Origin of the sequence: Acinetobacter sp. CFCC 10889 (genome assembly GCF_003268395.1) — a bacterium.
In the GTDB taxonomy this organism is placed as follows: Bacteria; Pseudomonadota; Gammaproteobacteria; order Pseudomonadales; family Moraxellaceae; genus Acinetobacter.
Genome location: NZ_LQXQ01000039.1, coordinates 1 through 20,579, shown reverse-complemented (window position 1 = coordinate 20,579; position 20,579 = coordinate 1). Strand labels below are relative to the sequence as shown.

The window sequence follows — 20,579 nt, the reverse complement described above, 5'->3', positions numbered from 1 at the left end:
TCATTATCCTCAAACTACTTTTATGAGGATAATGAAACCGACTTAAACTCAATACAGTTCATCTCCTTTCTTTTTCACACACTCAACATTATTTTAATTTTTCATTTTCTTTACCGCCTCTTTTTATAATTGTAAATTGATTAAAATTATATTTCTTATGACAACAAAATTTGCATTCTATACCATGCTTTAATTTTGTTGAAACTTACACATATCTGAATTATTTATTTATTAAATAAACACTTAGGAATACCATGAACACATATTTAAAAACCAAAACCATCCAAATTGATGGCTCGCAAGGTGAAGGTGGCGGACAAATTCTTCGGACAGCCCTTGCACTCTCCATGCTAACGAGCATTCCCTTTGAACTGGTGAATATCCGCGCAGGACGTAAAAAACCAGGTTTAATGCGTCAGCATTTGGTCTGCGTGCAAGCATCTCAACGAATCAGTAATGCTACTGTTGAGGGTGCAGAATTGCATTCACAAAAACTGTTTTTTCAACCACAACAAGTTCAGGCAGGACATTATGATTTTCAGATTGGTTCTGCGGGTAGCACCATTTTGGTTTTACAAACCTTACTACCTGCGCTCATGATGCAAGATCAAGCCAGTCAAATCAGCATTCACGGCGGTACACATAACCCAATGGCACCAACTGCTGATTTTATTGCACATTGCTTTTTGCCAACCATTGAAAAGATGGGAATCCATGTTGATTTTGAATGTGAGCGTGCGGGCTTTTTCCCGATTGGCGCAGGTCAGATCAATGCAGTCATCCACCCGTGGACAAAGCAAACCAAATATACTGCCTTGGAAAAAGGTCAAGTGATTGATCTTCAGGGTTATGCAGCTGCACTCAACATTCCTGATAATATTGCAGATCGTGAGCTTGAAGTACTCCATAACAAATTGAATTTAAATACACGTAAACGTATAAATTTCAAAGGAATTAGTCAGGGAAATACTGCTTTTGTGGTATTGAATTATGCACACCATCAACAAGTCTTTTCTGCACTTGGCGAAATGAGAAAAAGCGCAGAGAAAGTTGCGCATGATTTAGCCAAAGAAGTAAAAGCTTATTTAACAACTGATGCAATTGCCGATGAATATCTTGCGGATCAATTACTTTTACCGATGGCTTTAGGTAAAGGTGGTGAGTTTACTGCTCAAATCATCAGTGAACATACCAAAACCCAAGCGGACATGATTCAGAAATTTATAGATTGTGAGATTACATTTACTGAGTTAAAAGAAAACAATTGGCAGATTAAAGTGAGTGTTTAACGCTCACTTTATTTTTCTTAACTTAAATATAACTATCTTAGAATTCATACCGCTTATATGTAAAATTATGATCTTGATAAACTTTCCCATCACTTAACTTTAATTCAACCATTGGGCAATCTTGAGGATCATCTCTCTCCACAATATTAAAATGTTCTATTTTTATCTCGCCTGTTTGAAATTTTTTAATATGCTCATCTTTCAAATGATAAGACAATCGTCCACAATCAATGGGTGCTAAATCGTTTCGATTAAAAAACTGTACATCAATATCTCCACTCCATTGTATATAAGCATCTTCCTCTATCAGCGATACCACATAATTTTGCGAGCATAAAAACTGAGGACGCTTCATTTGTTGATTATCTTGTAAGAATAATAAATTTTGTCCAATTTTATAAATTTCAGGTTCAATCATCTGCTCATTACAAGGTTGCTGAATCTGCTCATTCGTTGCCATAATGCTTTTTTTAAATCCCCAAAAATCTTGTGCTTTCTTCTCATCTATCGCCGTAAATGCAGATCGGAGTTCACGAGCATAGTCTTTAGGACCATAAATACATTCTGCTTTATCTTTCTTATACGTCACTAATTTTTGTTGATACATCATTTTTCCGTCATGTTGACGTATAATTTCTATATATGTATGACGTGAATCTAAATTTTTAGCACGGTAAATGTAATCACTTTTCAAATTTGAAGGTCGTGCAATCTTAAATTCAGGATATGTATAATATTTTTGCCATAAATAACCCTCTTTCAAATATGTATTTGGCAAAAATAAATCATCATTTTTTCCATTTTTCATCTCACATTTTGGATGTTGATTGGTTGAGCCATTTGCAAATTGCACTTCTATTAAGTCATGCATAGAAAAGCTTAAATCAACAACATTCGGGTCTATAGTTGTCTGTGTGTTTTTAGCCTTTTGAGTCACTCTCATTAAAATTGGAATTTTAAGATCACTATCTCTTTTTTGAAAAAATATATACTGCAAATCAATAGATTTACGATTACGGTCTTGATATTGATATTCCCCCTGAGCATGTACATATAAAGCGACAACACAACCAATAAAGCTACCGATTAAAACAACTAAGCCAGCCACTGCATATTTGATCTGGTCTGTTTTTAAATGACGTGTAAAAACTGCAAAAATAAGTAAATATGTTGCAAATGTATAAACAATCGCACCGATCTCTAATCTCTGCAAAGCAACTAACCCTAAACAAATCACATTTGCTAGACCACAAGTATATATTGCATAATCTTTTGTTTTTTCGTCACTTTCTTCTGCTGTTAGCTTCAGCTTTCCTCTATATAAATAAAACTTTACTGTTTTGAAAAAAAATATAAAAGTTAAAATAGGAAAAAAAATGATCAATACAACTGAAATCGCAGGAGGAAAAATCAACATAAAAATAATCGTAATAATCGCAAAAGGTATTGCCACAATCATGAAAATTAAAGCTAAAGGTCCCCAAATCAATAAAGCACAAAAAAACATCAAAATTGCTAAGTTCAACGAAATTTTAGAAACCATTTTAATCTTATAATTTATATATTTATGTTTATTCTACAATAAAAATAAGTGAAACAAATCACATTTTATTTAAAATAATCAATAACAACTGCTTAAAATACAAAATTTTCCCATATTAATAACAGGAAACTTATTTATAAACCTCTATTCGTACATCACTAAATTGCATTTTGAAATTTACATTAAATTAACCTTTCCACTCAAAGCCTGTAAATGTAGCATCTTTTTTCAAAGTATTTTCTACAGCATTTGCTAATTGTTTGATCATACTTTGTGTCGCAATCTTTTTAAACCATACCTGCTCTTCATCCGCATGCGCTGAAATTTGACAAGTCAACAAACCATCATCATTTAAACGACAATTCACACCTAAACCAATCGGATGATTTTCTACACTTACTGCTAAGTTTTCTTCTGAACTTGTTGATTCAGTTTTAAAACCATACTCAACAAGTTGTGTCGATAATAAGTCGGTCACATAGGCTTGAGTGACATGACATGCATTGCCCTGAGCATCATTTTTAATATGATTTTCACAGTTCGCAGTAAATTGTAATGTTCTCATTGCTTCATCCAAAAGACTTTATAGTTGTATGGTTTTAGAATAAGCAATAAAAACAAAACAGCCAAGCAAAAGCTTGGCTGTTGTCGAAAAAATATACAAAAATTAGACCAAAGATTGGCTATAGCTAAAGAGAAAGCTTAAGCACCCCTCTCATCCTAACCTTCTCCCTGAACCATATATGGCGCAAGAGAAGGTACTTTCACTATTACCAACGATTAATAATGATTTTTTCAAAAACCCTATTATTCAGTCACTTGAATATTCAAGCCTGCTTGAGTTGCAAGTTGAGTAAATGTCGGGAAACTTGTTGCTACAGTTTCAGTACCAACAATTTTAATTTCTTCTGAATTACGCAGACCTGCCATTGAGAAGCTCATCGCAATACGATGGTCATGATGTGACTCAATTTCACCACCTGTGAAGATTGCACCCCATTCACCTGATTTACCCTTACCTTCAATGATAATGCCATCATCAGTTGGTGTGCAGTCAACACCCATGGTTTTTAAGCCATCAGCCATTACTTGTATACGATCAGATTCTTTAACACGCAGTTCAGCAGCACCTGTCAAAATGGTTTGACCTTCGGCACATGCCGCAGCAATAAACAATGCAGGAAATTCATCAATCGCTAAAGGCACTTGGTCTTCAGGCATGTGAATACCTTTCAATGTACGGCTACCACGAATACGAATATCTGCAATCGGTTCACCGCCTGCAACACGTTCATTTTCAACGGTTAAATCCGCACCCATTTGTTTCAGGATTTCAATCACACCTGTACGCGTTGGGTTAATTCCTACCGCTTCAAGTGTTACATCTGAACCCTCAGTAATTGCTGCACCCACCATAAAGAACGCTGCTGATGAAATATCAGAGGGTACCTGAATCTCAGTACCGACTAATTTTCCACCACCTTGCAGTGAAATACGGTTACCTTCAGTTTTGACATCATAACCAAATGCACGAAGCATACGCTCAGTATGATCACGTGTTGGCTCAGGCTCAGTCACAGAGGTTTCACCTTCTGCCCACAAACCTGCAAGTAAAATGCCTGATTTCACCTGAGCCGATGCCATTGGCAAATCATAATGAATGCCTTTCAGCGCTTGCGCACCTGTGATCGAAATTGGTGGTGTACCACGTTCACCTGTACTTTGAATCTGCGCGCCCATTTCACGTAAAGGCTTGGCAATACGTTCCATCGGACGTTTAGACAATGACGCATCACCTGTCATCACAGAATCAAATTGTTGTGCAGACAACATGCCTGAAAGCAGACGCATAGATGTACCTGAGTTGCCCATATACAGCGCTGTTTTCGGTGCTTTCAAACCATTGATTCCCACACCATGAATGGTCACTTCGCCATTTTTCGGGCCTTCAATACTTACGCCCATATCACGGAACGCTTGCAAAGTTGCTAAAGCATCTTCACCTTCAAGGAAACCTGTCACATGCGTTGTTCCTTCGGCAATCGCCCCAAACATGATGGAACGATGTGACACTGATTTGTCACCCGGCACGGTAAATTTACCTTTAAATGTCTTCTCACCCGGCAAAATGGTAAATTGTTGTGTCACCTTATTTTTCTCCATCAAAGGTTTATTGGCGAGCATATGATTGAAATGCTGACGTGCGGCTTGCGCATGTCCAAGCAATCCCATCAATGCTTGTGAATCTTCATTTTCAATGAGTTGGCGTAATGTTGCGAGCTGAGCTTCAAAACCATCAACTGCATTCAGAATAGCTTTTTTATTGGCAAAGAAAATATCGTGCCACATCTGCGGATCACTGGCAGCAATCCGAGAGAAATCACGAAAACCACCTGCTGCATAACGGAAAATATCAAGATTATCTTCACGATTGGCAAGTTGTTCAACCAAGTTAAACGCCATCAGATGCGGTAAATGACTGGTATGCGCAAGCACTTCATCATGCTTATCAACATCCATACAGATCACTTCCGCTTTAGCGGTTTGCCACAGTTGAATCAGTTTTTCGACTGCCCAATCTGCACTGCTTGGTAATGGCGTTAAAATCACTTTATGATTGGCAAATAAATCCACTTTACCTGCATGTACGCCTGTATGTTCAGCGCCTGCAATCGGATGTCCTGGAACAAAACCTACAGGTAGGTTTTCACCAAATACTGCTTTGGCTGCATCGACAACATTACCTTTGGTACTGCCCACATCGGTAATGATGACATTTTCAGACAAATACGGTTTGATACTTTCCAAAGCCTTTTGCGTCGCACGTACAGGCAATGCCAATACAACTAAATCTGCATCTTTCACCGCTTCAGCAGGATCACTAAAACCCTCAGAAATAATGCCCAAAGCTTTAGCATCTTCCAAGGTTTTTTTAGAACGTGTAGATGCGACAATATTTTCAACTAAATGTTCAGCAATCATGACACGTGCCAAACTTGAGCCGATTAAGCCCAAGCCGATAAATGCCACTTTTTTAAACATTTTTTGATCTTTTAAAACAGGTTGTGACATGATGAGTTCTATATTCCTCTATTTCACAACGACTTAAAGTACAGCAGCAGGATAAGAACCTAAAACACGCACTTCTTTGACCAACGGACGAATTTCTTCAATCGCCGCTTTGACATTATCCTGTTCCACATGCCCTTCAAGGTCGATGAAGAACACATAAGCCCATTTCTCAGGCAATGCAGGACGGGTTTCAATACTGGTTAAGCTGATTTGATGTTTTGCAAATGGTGCAAGAATTTCCAATAACGCCCCTGCACGATCATGCGCAGAAATAAGCAATGAAGTCTTGTCATTACCACTTTGTGGAATTTTTTCACGACCAATCACAAGGAAACGTGTGGTATTTTCAGGATTGTCTTCAATGTTGCCGTGTAAAATTTCTAAATCATAGATGCTTGCCGCAACATCCGATGCAATCGCAGCAGAATGCCACTCATTGCGAATACGGCGCGCCGCTTCAGCATTTGAGCTGAGTGCAACACGTTCTACACCTGGATAATGCGCATCAAGCCATTTACGACATTGTGCAAGGGTTTGTTGATGCGCGTAAATCTGTTTAATGCTGTCTTTACGGGTATTTGAAGAAATCAGGAATTGGTGATGAATACGCAATTCAACTTCACCAATCACATTTAAATGTGATGCTTTAAAGCAGTCCAAAGTATGGTTGACCACACCTTCAGATGAGTTTTCGACAGGCACCAAACCATAGTGCGCACTGCCCGCTTCTACTTCACGGAACACTTCGTCAATAGTAGGAAGTGGACGAACCACAGCATCTTGACCAAAGTGTTTAAGCACAGCTGAATGGGTATAAGTTCCGACTGGACCTAAGAACGCAATGCTTTGCGGTGCTTCAAGTGCCAAACATGCAGACATAATTTCACGAAACAAACGTGCCATCGTGGTATCTGACAATGGACCTTCATTACGCTCCATCACATTACGTAACACCTGTGCTTCGCGTTCAGGACGATAAAACAACGGGTTCTCTTCTGCGGCAAATTTTGCTTTTGCAACTGCTTCAGCCAAACGCGCACGGCGGTTGATCAGTTGTTGAAGTTGCTGATCTACTGAGTCAATATCTTCACGGATTTGAGCAAGATCGAGAGAAGTCGTGTTTTGATCATCGTTGATCATTGTTATATCGCCCTTTTAAAAGTCTGGAATCACAAGTGGTTTAAATTTTAAACCATCCACAGTATAACAATAGTTCAGGCGAATTTGTTGCACAATACTGCTTTTATCTCGCTTTTAAGCACAGTGCTATGGGATCAAAAATAATAAATAAAGCTGCTAGACAAATACATTCACAAATTTACAAAGCCCCTATATAAATTTAAGCCATGCCATTTATGATAAATAAGCTAAAGCGCAACTCGAGTACTCAAAAATGAATAAGAGAATCGCTGTTCTGATTACCCATGATTTTGAAGATGTGGAATACCACGATCCTGTTGAAGCTTTTCGGGCAGCAAGTCATTCTGTTCGCAATATCGAAAAAATCGCTGGCAATATTGTTTATAGTCAACAACGTAAATCTTCCGTCAGCATTGATCATGGTATAGATGAGATCTCAGTTCAGGATTTCGATGCGCTAATGATTCCAGGTGGTCAATCCCCTTACCATCTTAAAAAAGATGAACGTTTTATTGATTATTTACGTTGTTTCGCCAATGCACAAAAACCGATCTTTCTATCCTGCTATAGTCCACATTTGCTGATTGATGCACAAATTGCCATTGGGCGCAGACTGACGTCTATCGAAACTATGATTCAAGAGTTAAAAAATGCAGGTGCGGTGATTTTTGACCGTGATGTGGTAAATGACAATAACTTGTATATTTCTTCACGCTCCACCCAAGAATTACCGATTTTTATACGAGAATGCTTAAGTGTTTTAAGGGCTTAAACTTTTCATTTATTTTCAAAAATAGTGTTATTTAAACAAGTTTCTATCGTGCCCAACGATTATCATTGAGGTGACATTACTCAAATGTCACTTCAATTATTAGCTCATTATGCTTTAATCACTTCACGTGCAATCACTAAACGCTGAATATCCGAAGCACCTTCATAAATTTGACTAACACGGACATCTCGATAAATACGCTCTACTGGAAAATCAGAAACATAACCATAACCGCCATGAATCTGTATCGCATCTGAACACACTTTTTCAGCAATTTCTGAAGCAAAAAGTTTTGCCATAGACGCTTCTTTTAAACAAGGTAATCCTGCATCTTTTAAACTTGCTGCATGAAAAATCAACTGTCTTGCTGCCTCAATTTGCGTTGCCATATCTGCTAAACGAAATGCAACAGCTTGATGTTGTACTAACTCCACACCAAAAGTTTTACGCTGATTGGCATATTCTACAGCCGCATCCAACGCTGCACGTGCCATTCCTACACATTGTGATGCGATACCAATCCGCCCTGATTCTAAATTTGATAAAGCAATTTTGTAACCTTCACCTTCTTGCCCCAATAAATTTTCAGCAGGAATTCGGCAATTTTCAAAAACAATTGTGGCTGTATCTGAACAATGTTGTCCCATTTTATCTTCAATACGAGAAACAATATAACCTTGCGTATCAGTTGGCACTAAGAAGCAAGAAATCCCTCGTTTACCCGCTTCTTTATCTGTCACAGCAAAAACGATGGCGATCTGTGCATTTTTCCCTGTAGTAATGAACTGTTTCGTGCCATTGATTATCCATTCATCCCCCTCACGCACAGCTTTACATTGCAATGCACCTGCATCTGAACCTGCTTGTGGTTCAGTTAAGCAGAAACAACCAAGCCATTCCCCAGTTGCGAGTTTGGTTAAATATTTTTGCTTTTGTTGTTCAGTCCCATAGCGCTGAGTAATGCCACATGGCAACGAGTTTTGTACACTGACAATGGTAGAAATCGCACCATCTCCTGCGGCAATTTCCTCTAAAGCCAATACCAAAGAAATATAATCTAAACCTGTACCGCCATATTGCTCAGAAACAGTCATACCCAAAGCACCTAATTCACCAAGTTCTTTCAGTTCTTGTGCAGGAAAATGTGAGGTTTGATCACGTTCTGATGCAGTAGTTTTTAATTTATTTTGTGAATAATCACGCATCATCTCCTGAATCATTTTTTGTTCTTCATTCAAAATCATGACAGCATCCTTTCTATACACTATTTTTTGACAAAAATTCCCCAGCTTCATAGCATAAAAAAACTACAAAGAAGATCAAAGGAAAATTAATTTTTATGGGAAATTCACATACCCCTTGATTTCAAAAAGTATGTGAATAAAAGCAGGCGATTAAACGAATAAAAAGCTCATCTTCCTTGATTATTTAGGTTGCATACGAATTGCACCATCTAGACGAATCGTTTCACCATTCAAATAACTATTCTCACAAATTTGCCCAACCAAAGATGCAAACTCTTCAGGTTTTGCCAAACGTGGTGGAAATGGCACCATTTGTCCTAAAGCATCCTGCACATTCTGTGGTAATGCTTTCAGCATTGGCGTTTCCATAATGCCTGGTGCAATCGTCATTACACGAATCGCATGTTGCGCAAGCTCACGTGCCAATGGCAGTGTCATTGCAACCACTGCACCTTTTGAAGCCGAGTAAGCAGTTTGCCCTATTTGACCATCAAATGCAGCAACTGAAGCCGTATTGATAATCACACCACGATCTTCCTCACCTGCTTGTAATTCATATTTTGAGATTAAATTGGCAGCAAAACGCAGCATATTAAATGTACCTGATACATTAATATTTAATACTCGTTGAAAATCTGTCAGTGCATGGATACCTTTTTTACCTAAAACTTTGGCAGATGGACCGATTCCTGCACAATTCACTAAACCATTTAACTGACCATATTCTTGTTCTACATCATTAAAAAATTGCTCAACTGTAGTTTCGTCGGTCACATCAAGTTGTACAAACTTGGCATTTGCGCCCAATTGTTGTTGTGTTTGCTGACCCAATTCCTGATTCATATCGACAATGATCACTTTAGCATCACGCTCTACTAAAAATGCTGCAGTTGCTGCACCTAAACCTGATGCACCACCTGTGACAACAAAAACTTTTCCTGCAATTTTCATATTATTTTCCTATTCATTTTTTGAATGAGCACTCGACCTAAGCAGCAGAGTAAACACAGAAACACTTGAGTACAATTCCCAAAAGTTGCATTTTAAATGATGCATTTGGACAATGACGTCGTGCTATAAAATAATGGAATGACCTATGAATGATCAACCACTAAAATACAGTAAGGGGACGATTTCTATTGCATTGGTGCGAGAAGCGTTAAACACAGCACAAAATAAAAATTTGGACTTAGCATCTTTAATGCAAAAAGTAGGCATTTCATCTGAACTCATCCAATCTGAAAAAAGTAGAATTTCAGTCAGCGTATTCGCCCAACTGTGGACAGAAATCGCAGATCAAATGAATGACGAATTTTTTGCTATGGATAGTCATGCCATGCGCAGAGGGAGTTTTCAGTTATTATCCAAAATGCTCATGCAAGCCGAAAACGTAAAAGTCGCACTCTCACAGATTTTACAATTTCTAAATGCAATTTTAGATGACTTTTCTAGCACGCTATTTGTTGAGGAAAATTATGCTTATATCGTAATTTATGATCGGCAAAAACCCAAAGCTATGTTTGCTTATGCAACTTATCTCATGCTGATTCATGGCTTAATCTGTTGGCTCAGTGGACAACGTTTAATCATTAATAAAATTCAATTACGATGTGCAGCACCTCAAGAAGACCATGATTATAAAGTACGGTTTTGTGAAAATATACAATACAATTCGAATGAAAATTACATTCAATTTGATGCCAATTATTTGAAAATAGCCATCAAACAAGATCAAAAATCTTGGTATGAATTTATCCGAAACACTCCTGAAAATTTATTGGTACGTTTTAAAAATCCACATGCGCTTAGCTCTATTATCCGCAAATCCCTTATGCAGTGTCCCCCTGAACAATGGCTTGAACTGAATGTTTTGGCACAACAACTTAATATGTCAGAAGCCACTATACAGCGCCGCCTAAAAAATGAAGCAACAAGTTACCAACAACTAAAAAATGAAATACGCCGTGACACAGCGATTGAACTGTTAACAACAACGAAAAAAACGTTACAAGAAATCAGTAATGAATTATTTTTTCAAGACCCGAGTGCCTTTCATCGTGCTTTTAAAAAATGGACAGGTGTTAGCCCAGGTTCATATCGAGATTGATCATTATATTTTAAATGAGCAGTTCATTCGTCAGAATCGAGTTGATTTAAGATCTAAATTAGATTATTTTTCAAGCAAATCTAGTATATTTATGACTAGTAATCTCTCCCTCTTTGTTTTATTTCTACGGTTCTTACAGGTTCTCCTATGCATAAAATGTCTGATGTGCTTGAGCATTCGCTTGTCCAAAATTTCGTTCTTTCTTTATCTGCCCAAACTGAACAACTTGATGAACTCATTGATGCGATGTTAAATGCACCTCAACCTGATTTAAATCAAGCAATTACTCATTTTATAGCAAATCAAGAAAATTATGATTTCGCCCATGCACTCGATATTCAAAAAGAAAACTTAAATGCGATCCAAAATGGTCTTGCCTTACAAAAAGAACATTTAGCGGATGCAGCAAAAATAGTTGCTTTGTGTCTAGTATTAGAAACGAACACTTTGCCCCAACTCAATGTTGCTGAATCTTTAGATGGTTTTCCAATGTAAATATTGAGAAAAGATTTTAAAATTTTAGGCAATAAAAAAGGGTTTGCAAGTACATGATATTCCTTGCAAACCCTTATGCCTACTGGCATTGAATCTTGGTAGGTTTAACCAGATTCGAACTGGTGACCTCTACGATGTCAAAGAACAGTACAACATTAAAAATCAATTAGTTAAATATTATTGGCGCCCAAGTTGCGCCCTTTATTTTGTTACAATAAAATCAAACCCATGACTTCAATTTTGCCAAATGTGCTTTACGATCCGCCAAACCATTAGTACCACCATTGATACGCTTTGTGATTGCTAACACATCGTCCTGATCTGCCAATTCATTCAATCCATTATTAGACCAATATTTACAGGCCACTAACATACCAACGCTTGGATAAGCCACAATCTCAGGATGATTTTCAAAATCAAAACCCAATGCTTGGCCATACTTACGATAATTTGCACGCCCTGTGAGTTGGATTGGTCCACGTCCTTTATAACGCTTTCCATCACCTGCAATCACATTACCTAAATCTTTTCGACCTTCATATGCTGCACCAGATGCAATTTCTTCCATATATCGAAAGTTGCCAGATTCATGTAAAAGTTGAGCAATGAAATGTACAAAACGATTTGCACTATCTAAAATTTTATAAGTACGCATGTGTACATTTGCTGCAAGTGCTAATTCATTAGCACGTACATCTGATGCACCTAGTTTTTTAAATAATGCTGTAAATGTGTCACGACCAATAATACCGTCATCTTTTACACCTACATTTTTTTGCAGCTTTTTAATTTGATCTTTATTCATTAGCTTTGCCCTCCTTTGCCATTTCCGATGATTGAAATAAAAGCAGCTTTAATTTCGGAAATAACCTCAGATAACGGCTTACCTTTTAGGAGTGCAATTGATTGGTACACGATGCCGATCGCAAGCAGACCAAAGACAGCAAAGATCAACATCACAAAACCTTGATACATCGTTGACTTTTCAAGCAAGCCAAAATGCTCAATAAAGGCAGAACCACCGTATAAGCTCACCGTCACACTTGCAACAAACTTACCAATCACTGCAAATGAAACTTTAATTTTTCCCTCTTTATCAATATCACCACTCAACACTAACGCTAATAATGCCCCCACAACCGCTGGAACAACCTTAATGATCCACGGAATTGTATTTTCTTGCATACCCACCTCAACTTTAAATAATAAAAAACCCCATCTTCGTATTAAAGATCAGGGTTAGGTGTGGTTGTTTGGGTGATATTAACGTTAAACCAATGTTTGCATAAAATTTAATAAATATTCACACAATATATGAATGCACTCAGTATAAATCAAACTCTATTGATGCTCGTATTTCTCCAGTGTTGTTACATGGAGCTGTATTGTTTACTCCTGTTGTTGGTGATTTTAAGTAGAAATAAATTAAGTCTCTATTTACACCTTCTATTGACGCACTCAATTGACCAGAAAAACCATTGTCATAACTTATGACTGAATAAGATTCTTTACCATTTGGTTTAGCAAGACTTAAACCGTCCACGCGCAATGCTCCTGACCCATCAAACACAGTCCATGATGCCGATAAACTATATTTTACACGACCATTTTTAATAAATAGTTGTGCAAAATTTTTTGCTGTTGTCATGTTGCCACGAGCTGTAGAACCAAAAAATGATAGAGTTTGCGGTATTGTGATTTCTCCTGTTGTCTTAAAATTTGTAAAATATGCAATTGAGGTTTTGTTTTGAGGAACAAGTGTGGTTAGATTTTTTCCTAGTGTTATACGACCATTTTTATTGTTAGGTATTGATTTTAAAAGAAAAGGGCTTCCTGAAAAATTTCCATCCACGTTAAGCTCAATATCAACATTATCAAGCATTCTAGAAGTTGAGCTATAAATAGCACCTACATATTCATGTGAAAATACAAATGCATTTAAGTTATTTAAAATTGAATTCTTACCATCTATTGTTAAATTATTTAAATTAATTCTTGCTGTTACATTTGTAATTTTTCCAGTTAATAAACTACCTTGATGATAAAAATGAATAAGCCCCTCATGTGCTTCAACACCTGAATAACTCAGATTGATTTTGAGATCCGTAGGTTGTATATCAATTGTGTATCCATTATTTTCTGCAAAATCCCCTTCACATGCAATTTCAATAAACGCATTCGAACCTACAAATCCTGCTGAGTTCTCCGAATATACATTAATTTCGCCATGTCTAGGGCCATAGTTAATAACAGCTCGTCGTACATCATTCGCTGTAACATAAAAATTAAATTTTGTGCAGCCATATAAATTAGAAATTCCATAATAGCAATTTCTAACAATAGCGTTGACACGAATATCATGTATAGCATAAAAATTCGGGATATCAACAACCCCTGATTGTTTTGTACCATCAAACATTACTGCTGCAAGACATTGATTAGCTTTACAATCTAAATTAATATCCCCACATTTTTTTAATACATTATATGTGCTGTCTGCTGCAAAACAAAATCCAACAATGCCTTTTCTAACCCCACCAATATTAGACTCACGATCATAAGTTGGATCAAAAAATTCAATTCCATACGATTTAAATTTATTTGGATTTAACACACCGAAAACTACAGAATTATTACCACCATTTATACCAATAATTTTACAGTTGCCTGATATTTCAATATTTTCAGGATTGTTTATTTGTATTGCACTTTTATGCTCTAAAATATTTCCAATATATAGAATCATACCATCCACAGATAACTTCTTATTTTTTGGATAAGCGAGACACATTGCTTGTAAAGCACATTGATCAATTTCTTGAGCCAATGATTTTGCAAATACATATACTTTTTGAGCTTCCTCTAATGTTGAAAACTTCTCTGAGAGAGGATGACTTAATCCATCTCCAATCGCACCAAAATCTTTAACATGCACAGTTTTTTCAGCAATATTATTATTTATTTTTAATTGATCATCATTAACTTGTTGTTGATTTAACCCATTTTTAGTAGCAACAAATTCAGCGAACCAACCTTTAGTTACTGCTATATTTGCCAAGTTTTGGTAAATTTTATTTGTAAGATTTTCAAGCTGATTTAATGAAATCCCTTGTCTTTCAATTTCAGCTAAAAATATAGCTTTAGTTTCATCATTTAAGCTATCAACATAAGCACCCAAGTCTTTAATATCATTATTGACCATCCAATTTAGCACACCCATTTCTTGCAGTTTGTACCAAATCGAATCAAGATCCTCATTTACTGGTTCTGGTCGAAATGAATTATTGTAAGTTTGATAATTACTATCTCGTTTTAGAGGTGTATCACGTCTAATTTTAATAACCGAATTGGCTTTTGGTGCTTTCAAAAAAGTCACTTGATCAGTATTAAAATCAAATGACCATTCGCCCACTTGTGGTTCTACATCGTCAACTAAAACAATAAGATGATCTTGCTCTTTAGCATCAAAATTTAATGGGAAAACTGTAGTAGTTCCATTTGCAATAAATTCTTGGTAGGGTGTTTGCTCTGATACAGCCATGGTAAATTCACCTTAATATTCAAAATCTAAGGTGGCTTCAATAACACCACCGTCCGTCCTCCAATTAGGCGATGCATTCGCTTCGTTTTGTCTGTGTATTTTTCCGATGCGTTCAGGTGAATCTGTGATAGCTCCAGCTAGGGAATCCATTTCATCATCTTCTTGTTCTGTGATTGCTGGATTAAAAGCACTGAATTTTTTATAAACTGCAGAGTTATTTTCACCCCCTTCAGGCTTATCAATAATTGACGTGTGTACCCATAAAAGACCAGATAACAATGGGCCTTCAAGCGCATCTAAAATACGTTTGTTTTTTGGTTTTGTATTATGTTTTTCAGTGACACCACATTTTATTTTTCTTGCCTTTAATGCACCTTTAAGAGCTGCAGGAGCAAAACCACCAATACCGTTGGTTTCTATGGTTACCCTTGGTGCATGGAATTGTTCAATCAGATCGCATAATTGCCATACCTGACCACCATTAATATGACCATTTTCATTATGTTCAACAACAGGACCAACCAGATTAAGCGATCTATGCCAATACTTATTTCCGAAATCATCATGTAGTACTAATGCAGTAGATGAAATATCTGATTTAGTTTTACCAGATGATGGGTCCCACTGCAGAGTGATACCAACAATTTGTCGTTCGCCCAACATCATGATGTACTGACCATTCGCACGACGAAGTACAGGCTCACACTCATAAGGAATCATGAAGCTAGGATCAAGACGTACATCACCTACAGGTTTGGCATGCATCTGATATTGGGAATCCCATTCGTTTAAAGTTTTACATTCTTCACGACGTGCTTCCATTTCTTCAGGTGTAAATCGCTCTGCCCATATACCTTCAGAATAAAAATCCACAACATAAGCAGATTTTTTTAAAACTATCTTAAATAGATCACCAGATTTAAAGCATTCATAATCTTCGCCTTTATGAAGATATTTTGAACCCTCACCAATTCCAGAGAAAGCATGAACAGGATTAAAATTAATCGTATAAACTTTATCAGCTTCAGCTTTTTCAATTCGCCTTTCATGCTCAAACATTTTCAGCACCAATACGCTTACTCTTCTTAATTTTTTAATTTCGTCATACAAAGAGTCATGAGAGTGAGGTGTGCCAATCCAAAGCTTTTTCGCACCTGGAATAGCAATATAAGTTTGCTCAGATAATCGAAAGCGCAATTTTTCACGCTGATCAGGTGTACCTGTTGTTTTAGGAGTTTCAACGTCATCATTTTGAATGAATGTAGCACGATGCCCTGTTACCCCGGAAAGAATACCTTTTGATAACATTGTGCCGTATCGAATATCCTTTGAGCCTTGAACCCACCACCGTTCAGTCTCTCCGCTTCTACGCTTTACAGATTCATTTCCGATACAGAGCGGATGATTTTCAAGAACGTTTTTCGTACCATTTGAGCATTTGTAAGCATCAGGATCAGTTGTGCCTTGATGCAAAATCATAGTTTCTTCAGGCCAACAATAAATTACCCATGCATTAAACACATCCAACATGCTTGATTTAGAGTGTCCACGTGGCAGCATCAATAACGCAGTACGCCCATTGATATACCAATACTCTAAAAACTCACATACTCGAACATGAAAATCAGGTACTTTCCATCCCTGAAATTCAGCCCACAGTAGAAAGAATGCAAGAAAACTAATTTTTGGCTTAGTCATTAGCTTACACGCTGTCTAACTTTTGCCGCTTCTTCTTCTGCCTTCTTAATCAATTGCTGTTCATATTTTTCTTGTGTTTCAGCAGTAGCACTAATTGGTGGAAGTTTCCCATTTTTAAAAGCTAGTACTCGTTCAATTGTTGCAAGTACACCTGCAGTATCTTTTGAAATTTTGTATAGAAAACCTTTATCACCTCGTCCCTGTTTATCTGCAATTGAAGTATTGATAGCTGCACAAGTTGTAATGATGAAATCATCTGCAACTTCTTCTGCTAGTTTTTCCATTTTTTCAACTTGATCGTCACGCATAAAAAAAGCCCTATCATCATGTTTTGATAGGGCTAGTGTTGCTGTGAAAGACTTGTGTTTGGTTGGGTGATAATTTATATATTATTTTTTACTACTGATTATGATTTTCATTGGCTTGAAATCATCTATTCGTAATTTCTTATTTTTAACAATATCTTCATCCTTAGAACCATCATTGTGTTTAACAATAGCTTTATTAATTGTTATAGTCCCTCCAAATATATTACAAGCCTCCTCTCCTTCTATAAAAAATTGCCCATAAGTTCTTCCACCTACAAAATTAAAATCATCTGCAGTAGCAGTATCTGTGTAATGAAAGTTACCTTTGTTATCCTTTAAACTTACAGTAAATTCTATACTTTCCATTTCATATAATGGTTCATACCCCTGAACATCAAACGCAACTGAACACATCCCCCTGTTAACATAACTTGCATGAGTATTTCGTACATATAATTCTGTATCATTTGGAATCGCATGAGCACTACTTAACATCATTAAACTTACTAATGAAAAACAAAAATACTTATTAAAAATCATTTAACCATCCTATCAAAATCAGGCATTTGAATGTCAGAAAGATCATCCCCCCAAAAACGTGTTTTATCATGTTGCCGTTCAGCTTTTCGTAAAACTTTTTCACGATATCCAGGTGCAATGGTATCTTGTAATTCATCAAAAATCATACGGTTCAGCACAGCTTTTGTGTACCAGAGGTTTTGTCCCGGTATTTTCCCTTTAATAGCTTTAAAAGCCTCATTCCCTGCATTGGTTTCAATGCCATTGGCGAGTTGAGTAGCATTACCTAAAGTCACATTAAGTGCAGTTTTTACATCAGATCCAAAAGGACCTGTTAAAACATTCTCAGTACTTCGCCCTGTTGGATCCATTCCAGCAACAACAATATCCCCCATGATTGCCAAACCACCACCTTGGGCAATCGAACGTTTCATAAAGTCGACTGTCTTTTCAGGATCGTCACTGTCCCACATGGTGAGCGGATCATTGCCGTTTACAATTTCACGAAGCTGTACTACAAATGCACCAAGTAACGAAGTTAGCGCAACCAATGAAGCACCATAAGTTGCTTTGCTCATTGTTGTTGGTCTGCTAAAAGTTCGGCTACCGTGGCGCATAAGCATAGCTGCTGGGAATGACTTAAACTGCAGCATTGAGCGTAGGATCTCACCCATTGCAGTACCTTTACGTAAACCGCCAGTCATCCATGTTTTTTCACGTAAACCAGCTTCAATGACAGCCATGCCTTGTTCATCCAATAAGTGCGCTTGGAAGCGTGAAGCTGCTTCGTCACGTACTCGTTTTGGATCTCCAAATTGAGTCAGCAAGTTATCAGGAATTTGATAGATGGATCGGGCGCTCATGAGTTGATTGCCTTTACGATCTAAAACTGGCTCAGCCAAACGCATAATCTCCCATGTGCGTTCATTTAAACCTGTACCTTGCAGCAGCTCACGGTCAATTGCTTCTAAATCATTCCATGATTTTTCACGTGTTAAACGTCCGTACTTATCCATCAGCATTTTTGAAAAACCAACTTTATTGGCTGCTGTTAAAGCATTTAATCCAGATAGTCTTAATACTTGGGTTGCCAATGAGCTTGACAGTTTTGCAGCCTTTTCCGCTTTACCATGCACTGAGGTTAAGCCATCGTCTGACCAACGTGTAATTGTGCCTAGCATTTCTTCAGTGGCTAAACCTAGGCTGTGTGCCAACTCTCGATCTGCTTTATTTTTTGGGTTTAATTGTCCGATGACTTCACCAAAGATTTTACGATACGCAATGTCATGGATCTGCGCCGTCTTAAATGTCATTGCTTGGTCGGTCAATGATGCAAGCGTAGTACCACCCAACATTGATGCAACATTTGTAGAGCGATAAGTTAAACCTATATTTGCGAGTACTTCATTTTCTGGCATGTTTGCACCCATAAATTCATCAAACATGACTTGAGAACGGTTTAACCCCTTTTTAGTATCATTTAGATCAACACCTTTTTCCCAATCTTTTTGACGTGCTGCATCCATAAGAATACGCATAGCGCCCTTTGGATTACTGCCTAAGTTTTCGACCAAAGCAATGTCTTTAGATAGTCCATTGATATGCGCTTCAACTAGATCTACAAACTGCATACCGCCGTATTTTTCTTGATACTCAAGCCAAGCATCAGAATTTTTAAAATGCAGTACACGGCTTTCGCTATGTTTATTGGTGACTTTTGAATTACCACCAAAATTTTGCCGACCAACTTCAAGTTTATTTGCACCATTACTAGTGATTGAATCGTATGAATATTCTAATAATGTTCTAACTTCTGCATCTGAATACAATGAACCATCCTCTTTGACATACATTTCACGATCAATCACATTTTCAGCATCACGCACCCATTGGTCTTTTTTGGCTTCAATCAGTTTTTGTGCGCTATGGGTTTGAGGTAATGCCCAATTGTCTAAAGTTGCTATATTTCCACCACCACGATTAAACCTGTCTTTCATACCTCCAAAGACTTCGCCCATCTTGTCAGAAATTTGTTTGGCCAACGCATTACCTGAGCTTTCACCAAAACGTTCTTTGATAATGTCATGCACCAATGCTTTATCAGTCCATACGCCAATACCTCCTTTTACGTTTGTGTAAAAATCCATGAGCTCACCACGATAAATCCCTGCAATGGCACGTGCTTGTGAACTAAAAGACTGAATGCCTGACATATCACCATGAGGCGCAATCATACGATCGACAACTTGGGAAGCTGGTAAGCTTGGGTGATCCAACTGATTTAAATTTCGTGCCTGAATAATAATGTCATTTGCAGCTATTTTATTTTTACGTCTAACTTCGCCTAAAATATCCTGGGCAATCCGTTGACCAGCCGCAGAAATACGATCGTTCAAGCTCATGTTTTGCCATTTTTGACGATCTTCACGCGCTAAGTTTTGCATTGTCTTGGTAATGCTTTTTTCAACGGCTGCAACTTCTTGGGCGTTTAATGTTTGTTTGCCTAGGGCTTGTGCTACGGCTTGTTTACATTGGTCTTTCATAATAAAAATGCTCAGATAATTTCCACTATCTGAGCATTAAAGAAAGTATGATTTGTTGTGTAGATTATACTCTTACTTAATTTTCATCTTTGGCAATTACAGTTACCAACTCATTGCCCAGTAATCCCACTTGATTTAAATATATTGAATGAGCTGGATAAGCTCGGAATGGAGATAAATGTTCTTTGAAATAATTACCATCTTCATCATGATAGTAAAATAAAGTTGCACCACTATTGTCTACCATTTCTTCTATCAACTCTTTAACTCCAGAAGAATTATTAAATTGCACTTTTACCTTATAAGGG

General features: G+C 37.2%; 18 protein-coding genes. 4 read left to right on the top strand and 14 right to left on the bottom strand.

Annotated features, from left to right (window positions below):
- Nucleotides 1–254: 254 nt before the first annotated feature.
- Entirely contained in the window at nt 255–1,289 is a 1,035-nt protein-coding gene (gene rtcA, locus AVJ19_RS14355) for an RNA 3'-terminal phosphate cyclase (RefSeq protein ID WP_111860353.1), read from the top strand.
- Between the two features lie 37 nt (nt 1,290–1,326).
- Here the strand turns inward: rtcA and AVJ19_RS14350 are convergent, their stop codons facing one another.
- The 4 genes from AVJ19_RS14350 to pheA all read right to left on the bottom strand — a co-directional run bounded on the left by AVJ19_RS14350 (nt 1,327) and on the right by pheA (nt 7,044).
- Nucleotides 1,327–2,832, bottom strand: a complete 1,506-nt coding sequence (locus AVJ19_RS14350; protein WP_162626618.1) for a hypothetical protein — start codon at nt 2,830–2,832, stop codon at nt 1,327–1,329.
- Nucleotides 2,833–3,019: 187 nt separating this feature from the next.
- A complete protein-coding gene (locus tag AVJ19_RS14345) occupies nt 3,020–3,397 on the bottom strand; it encodes a hypothetical protein (RefSeq protein ID WP_111860351.1) in 378 nt (125 codons plus the stop codon).
- Nucleotides 3,398–3,639: 242 nt separating this feature from the next.
- Complete coding sequence (locus AVJ19_RS14340; RefSeq protein ID WP_111860350.1) at nt 3,640–5,904, bottom strand: bifunctional prephenate dehydrogenase/3-phosphoshikimate 1-carboxyvinyltransferase; 2,265 nt, start codon at nt 5,902–5,904, stop codon at nt 3,640–3,642.
- Nucleotides 5,905–5,937: 33 nt separating this feature from the next.
- The gene (gene pheA, locus AVJ19_RS14335) at nt 5,938–7,044 is read right to left on the bottom strand and encodes a prephenate dehydratase (protein ID WP_068972811.1); all 1,107 of its coding nucleotides are present in this window, start codon (nt 7,042–7,044) and stop codon (nt 5,938–5,940) included.
- Nucleotides 7,045–7,297: 253 nt separating this feature from the next.
- On the opposite strand from pheA, the gene AVJ19_RS14330 reads away from it, so the two are divergent.
- The gene (locus AVJ19_RS14330; RefSeq protein ID WP_111860349.1) at nt 7,298–7,816 is read left to right on the top strand and encodes a DJ-1/PfpI/YhbO family deglycase/protease; all 519 of its coding nucleotides are present in this window, start codon (nt 7,298–7,300) and stop codon (nt 7,814–7,816) included.
- A 107-nt stretch (nt 7,817–7,923) separates the two neighbouring features.
- Here the strand turns inward: AVJ19_RS14330 and AVJ19_RS14325 are convergent, their stop codons facing one another.
- Both AVJ19_RS14325 and AVJ19_RS14320 read right to left on the bottom strand, forming a co-directional pair.
- Nucleotides 7,924–9,060 (bottom strand): acyl-CoA dehydrogenase family protein, encoded by a 1,137-nt coding sequence (locus AVJ19_RS14325; protein ID WP_111860348.1) that lies wholly within the window; start codon nt 9,058–9,060, stop codon nt 7,924–7,926.
- Between the two features lie 180 nt (nt 9,061–9,240).
- Nucleotides 9,241–10,011 carry an SDR family NAD(P)-dependent oxidoreductase gene (locus tag AVJ19_RS14320; RefSeq protein ID WP_111860347.1) on the bottom strand — a complete coding sequence of 257 codons (771 nt, stop codon included), beginning with the start codon at nt 10,009–10,011 and terminating at the stop codon, nt 9,241–9,243.
- A gap of 145 nt (nt 10,012–10,156) precedes the next feature.
- On the opposite strand from AVJ19_RS14320, the gene AVJ19_RS14315 reads away from it, so the two are divergent.
- Nucleotides 10,157–11,167, top strand: coding sequence for an AraC family transcriptional regulator (locus AVJ19_RS14315; protein WP_111860346.1), 1,011 nt, complete (start codon nt 10,157–10,159; stop codon nt 11,165–11,167).
- A gap of 147 nt (nt 11,168–11,314) precedes the next feature.
- Nucleotides 11,315–11,662, top strand: a complete 348-nt coding sequence (locus AVJ19_RS14310; protein WP_111860345.1) for a hypothetical protein — start codon at nt 11,315–11,317, stop codon at nt 11,660–11,662.
- Nucleotides 11,663–11,882: 220 nt separating this feature from the next.
- Here AVJ19_RS14310 and AVJ19_RS14305 read toward each other — a convergent pair whose 3' ends face one another.
- The 8 genes from AVJ19_RS14305 to AVJ19_RS14270 all read right to left on the bottom strand — a co-directional run.
- Nucleotides 11,883–12,467, bottom strand: coding sequence for a glycoside hydrolase family 19 protein (locus AVJ19_RS14305; protein WP_111860344.1), 585 nt, complete (start codon nt 12,465–12,467; stop codon nt 11,883–11,885).
- Nucleotides 12,467–12,847, bottom strand: a complete 381-nt coding sequence (locus AVJ19_RS14300; RefSeq protein ID WP_111860343.1) for a hypothetical protein — start codon at nt 12,845–12,847, stop codon at nt 12,467–12,469. Before AVJ19_RS14300 ends, AVJ19_RS14305 begins: the two co-directional genes overlap by 1 nt.
- Before the next feature lie 139 nt (nt 12,848–12,986).
- Nucleotides 12,987–15,203, bottom strand: coding sequence for a hypothetical protein (locus tag AVJ19_RS14295; protein WP_111860342.1), 2,217 nt, complete (start codon nt 15,201–15,203; stop codon nt 12,987–12,989).
- 12 nt (nt 15,204–15,215) lie between these two features.
- Complete coding sequence (gene terL / locus AVJ19_RS14290; protein WP_111860341.1) at nt 15,216–16,901, bottom strand: phage terminase large subunit; 1,686 nt, start codon at nt 16,899–16,901, stop codon at nt 15,216–15,218.
- Nucleotides 16,901–17,209: a hypothetical protein gene (locus AVJ19_RS14285; RefSeq protein WP_065992775.1), complete on the bottom strand. Its 309-nt coding sequence runs from the start codon at nt 17,207–17,209 to the stop codon at nt 16,901–16,903. Before AVJ19_RS14285 ends, terL begins: the two co-directional genes overlap by 1 nt.
- An 81-nt stretch (nt 17,210–17,290) precedes the next feature.
- Nucleotides 17,291–17,749 carry a hypothetical protein gene (locus AVJ19_RS14280; protein ID WP_111860340.1) on the bottom strand — a complete coding sequence of 153 codons (459 nt, stop codon included), beginning with the start codon at nt 17,747–17,749 and terminating at the stop codon, nt 17,291–17,293.
- Entirely contained in the window at nt 17,746–20,271 is a 2,526-nt protein-coding gene (locus AVJ19_RS14275) for a hypothetical protein (RefSeq protein ID WP_111860339.1), read from the bottom strand. Before AVJ19_RS14275 ends, AVJ19_RS14280 begins: the two co-directional genes overlap by 4 nt.
- A gap of 76 nt (nt 20,272–20,347) precedes the next feature.
- The coding region (locus AVJ19_RS14270) for a hypothetical protein (RefSeq protein ID WP_162626617.1) at nt 20,348–20,579 on the bottom strand (232 nt) is incomplete at its 5' end.

What these genes read in the sequence shown, in the direction of transcription:
- rtcA (WP_111860353.1), top strand. Translation starts at nt 255, where the DNA reads ATGAACACATATTTAAAAACCAAAACCATCCAAATTGATGGCTCGCAA.
- AVJ19_RS14350 (WP_162626618.1), bottom strand. Translation starts at nt 2,832, where the DNA reads ATGGTTTCTAAAATTTCGTTGAACTTAGCAATTTTGATGTTTTTTTGT.
- AVJ19_RS14345 (WP_111860351.1), bottom strand. Translation starts at nt 3,397, where the DNA reads ATGAGAACATTACAATTTACTGCGAACTGTGAAAATCATATTAAAAAT.
- AVJ19_RS14340 (WP_111860350.1), bottom strand. Translation starts at nt 5,904, where the DNA reads ATGTCACAACCTGTTTTAAAAGATCAAAAAATGTTTAAAAAAGTGGCA.
- pheA (WP_068972811.1), bottom strand. Translation starts at nt 7,044, where the DNA reads ATGATCAACGATGATCAAAACACGACTTCTCTCGATCTTGCTCAAATC.
- AVJ19_RS14330 (WP_111860349.1), top strand. Translation starts at nt 7,298, where the DNA reads ATGAATAAGAGAATCGCTGTTCTGATTACCCATGATTTTGAAGATGTG.
- AVJ19_RS14325 (WP_111860348.1), bottom strand. Translation starts at nt 9,060, where the DNA reads ATGATTTTGAATGAAGAACAAAAAATGATTCAGGAGATGATGCGTGAT.
- AVJ19_RS14320 (WP_111860347.1), bottom strand. Translation starts at nt 10,011, where the DNA reads ATGAAAATTGCAGGAAAAGTTTTTGTTGTCACAGGTGGTGCATCAGGT.
- AVJ19_RS14315 (WP_111860346.1), top strand. Translation starts at nt 10,157, where the DNA reads ATGAATGATCAACCACTAAAATACAGTAAGGGGACGATTTCTATTGCA.
- AVJ19_RS14310 (WP_111860345.1), top strand. Translation starts at nt 11,315, where the DNA reads ATGCATAAAATGTCTGATGTGCTTGAGCATTCGCTTGTCCAAAATTTC.
- AVJ19_RS14305 (WP_111860344.1), bottom strand. Translation starts at nt 12,467, where the DNA reads ATGAATAAAGATCAAATTAAAAAGCTGCAAAAAAATGTAGGTGTAAAA.
- AVJ19_RS14300 (WP_111860343.1), bottom strand. Translation starts at nt 12,847, where the DNA reads ATGCAAGAAAATACAATTCCGTGGATCATTAAGGTTGTTCCAGCGGTT.
- AVJ19_RS14295 (WP_111860342.1), bottom strand. Translation starts at nt 15,203, where the DNA reads ATGGCTGTATCAGAGCAAACACCCTACCAAGAATTTATTGCAAATGGA.
- terL (WP_111860341.1), bottom strand. Translation starts at nt 16,901, where the DNA reads ATGACTAAGCCAAAAATTAGTTTTCTTGCATTCTTTCTACTGTGGGCT.
- AVJ19_RS14285 (WP_065992775.1), bottom strand. Translation starts at nt 17,209, where the DNA reads ATGCGTGACGATCAAGTTGAAAAAATGGAAAAACTAGCAGAAGAAGTT.
- AVJ19_RS14280 (WP_111860340.1), bottom strand. Translation starts at nt 17,749, where the DNA reads ATGATTTTTAATAAGTATTTTTGTTTTTCATTAGTAAGTTTAATGATG.
- AVJ19_RS14275 (WP_111860339.1), bottom strand. Translation starts at nt 20,271, where the DNA reads ATGAAAGACCAATGTAAACAAGCCGTAGCACAAGCCCTAGGCAAACAA.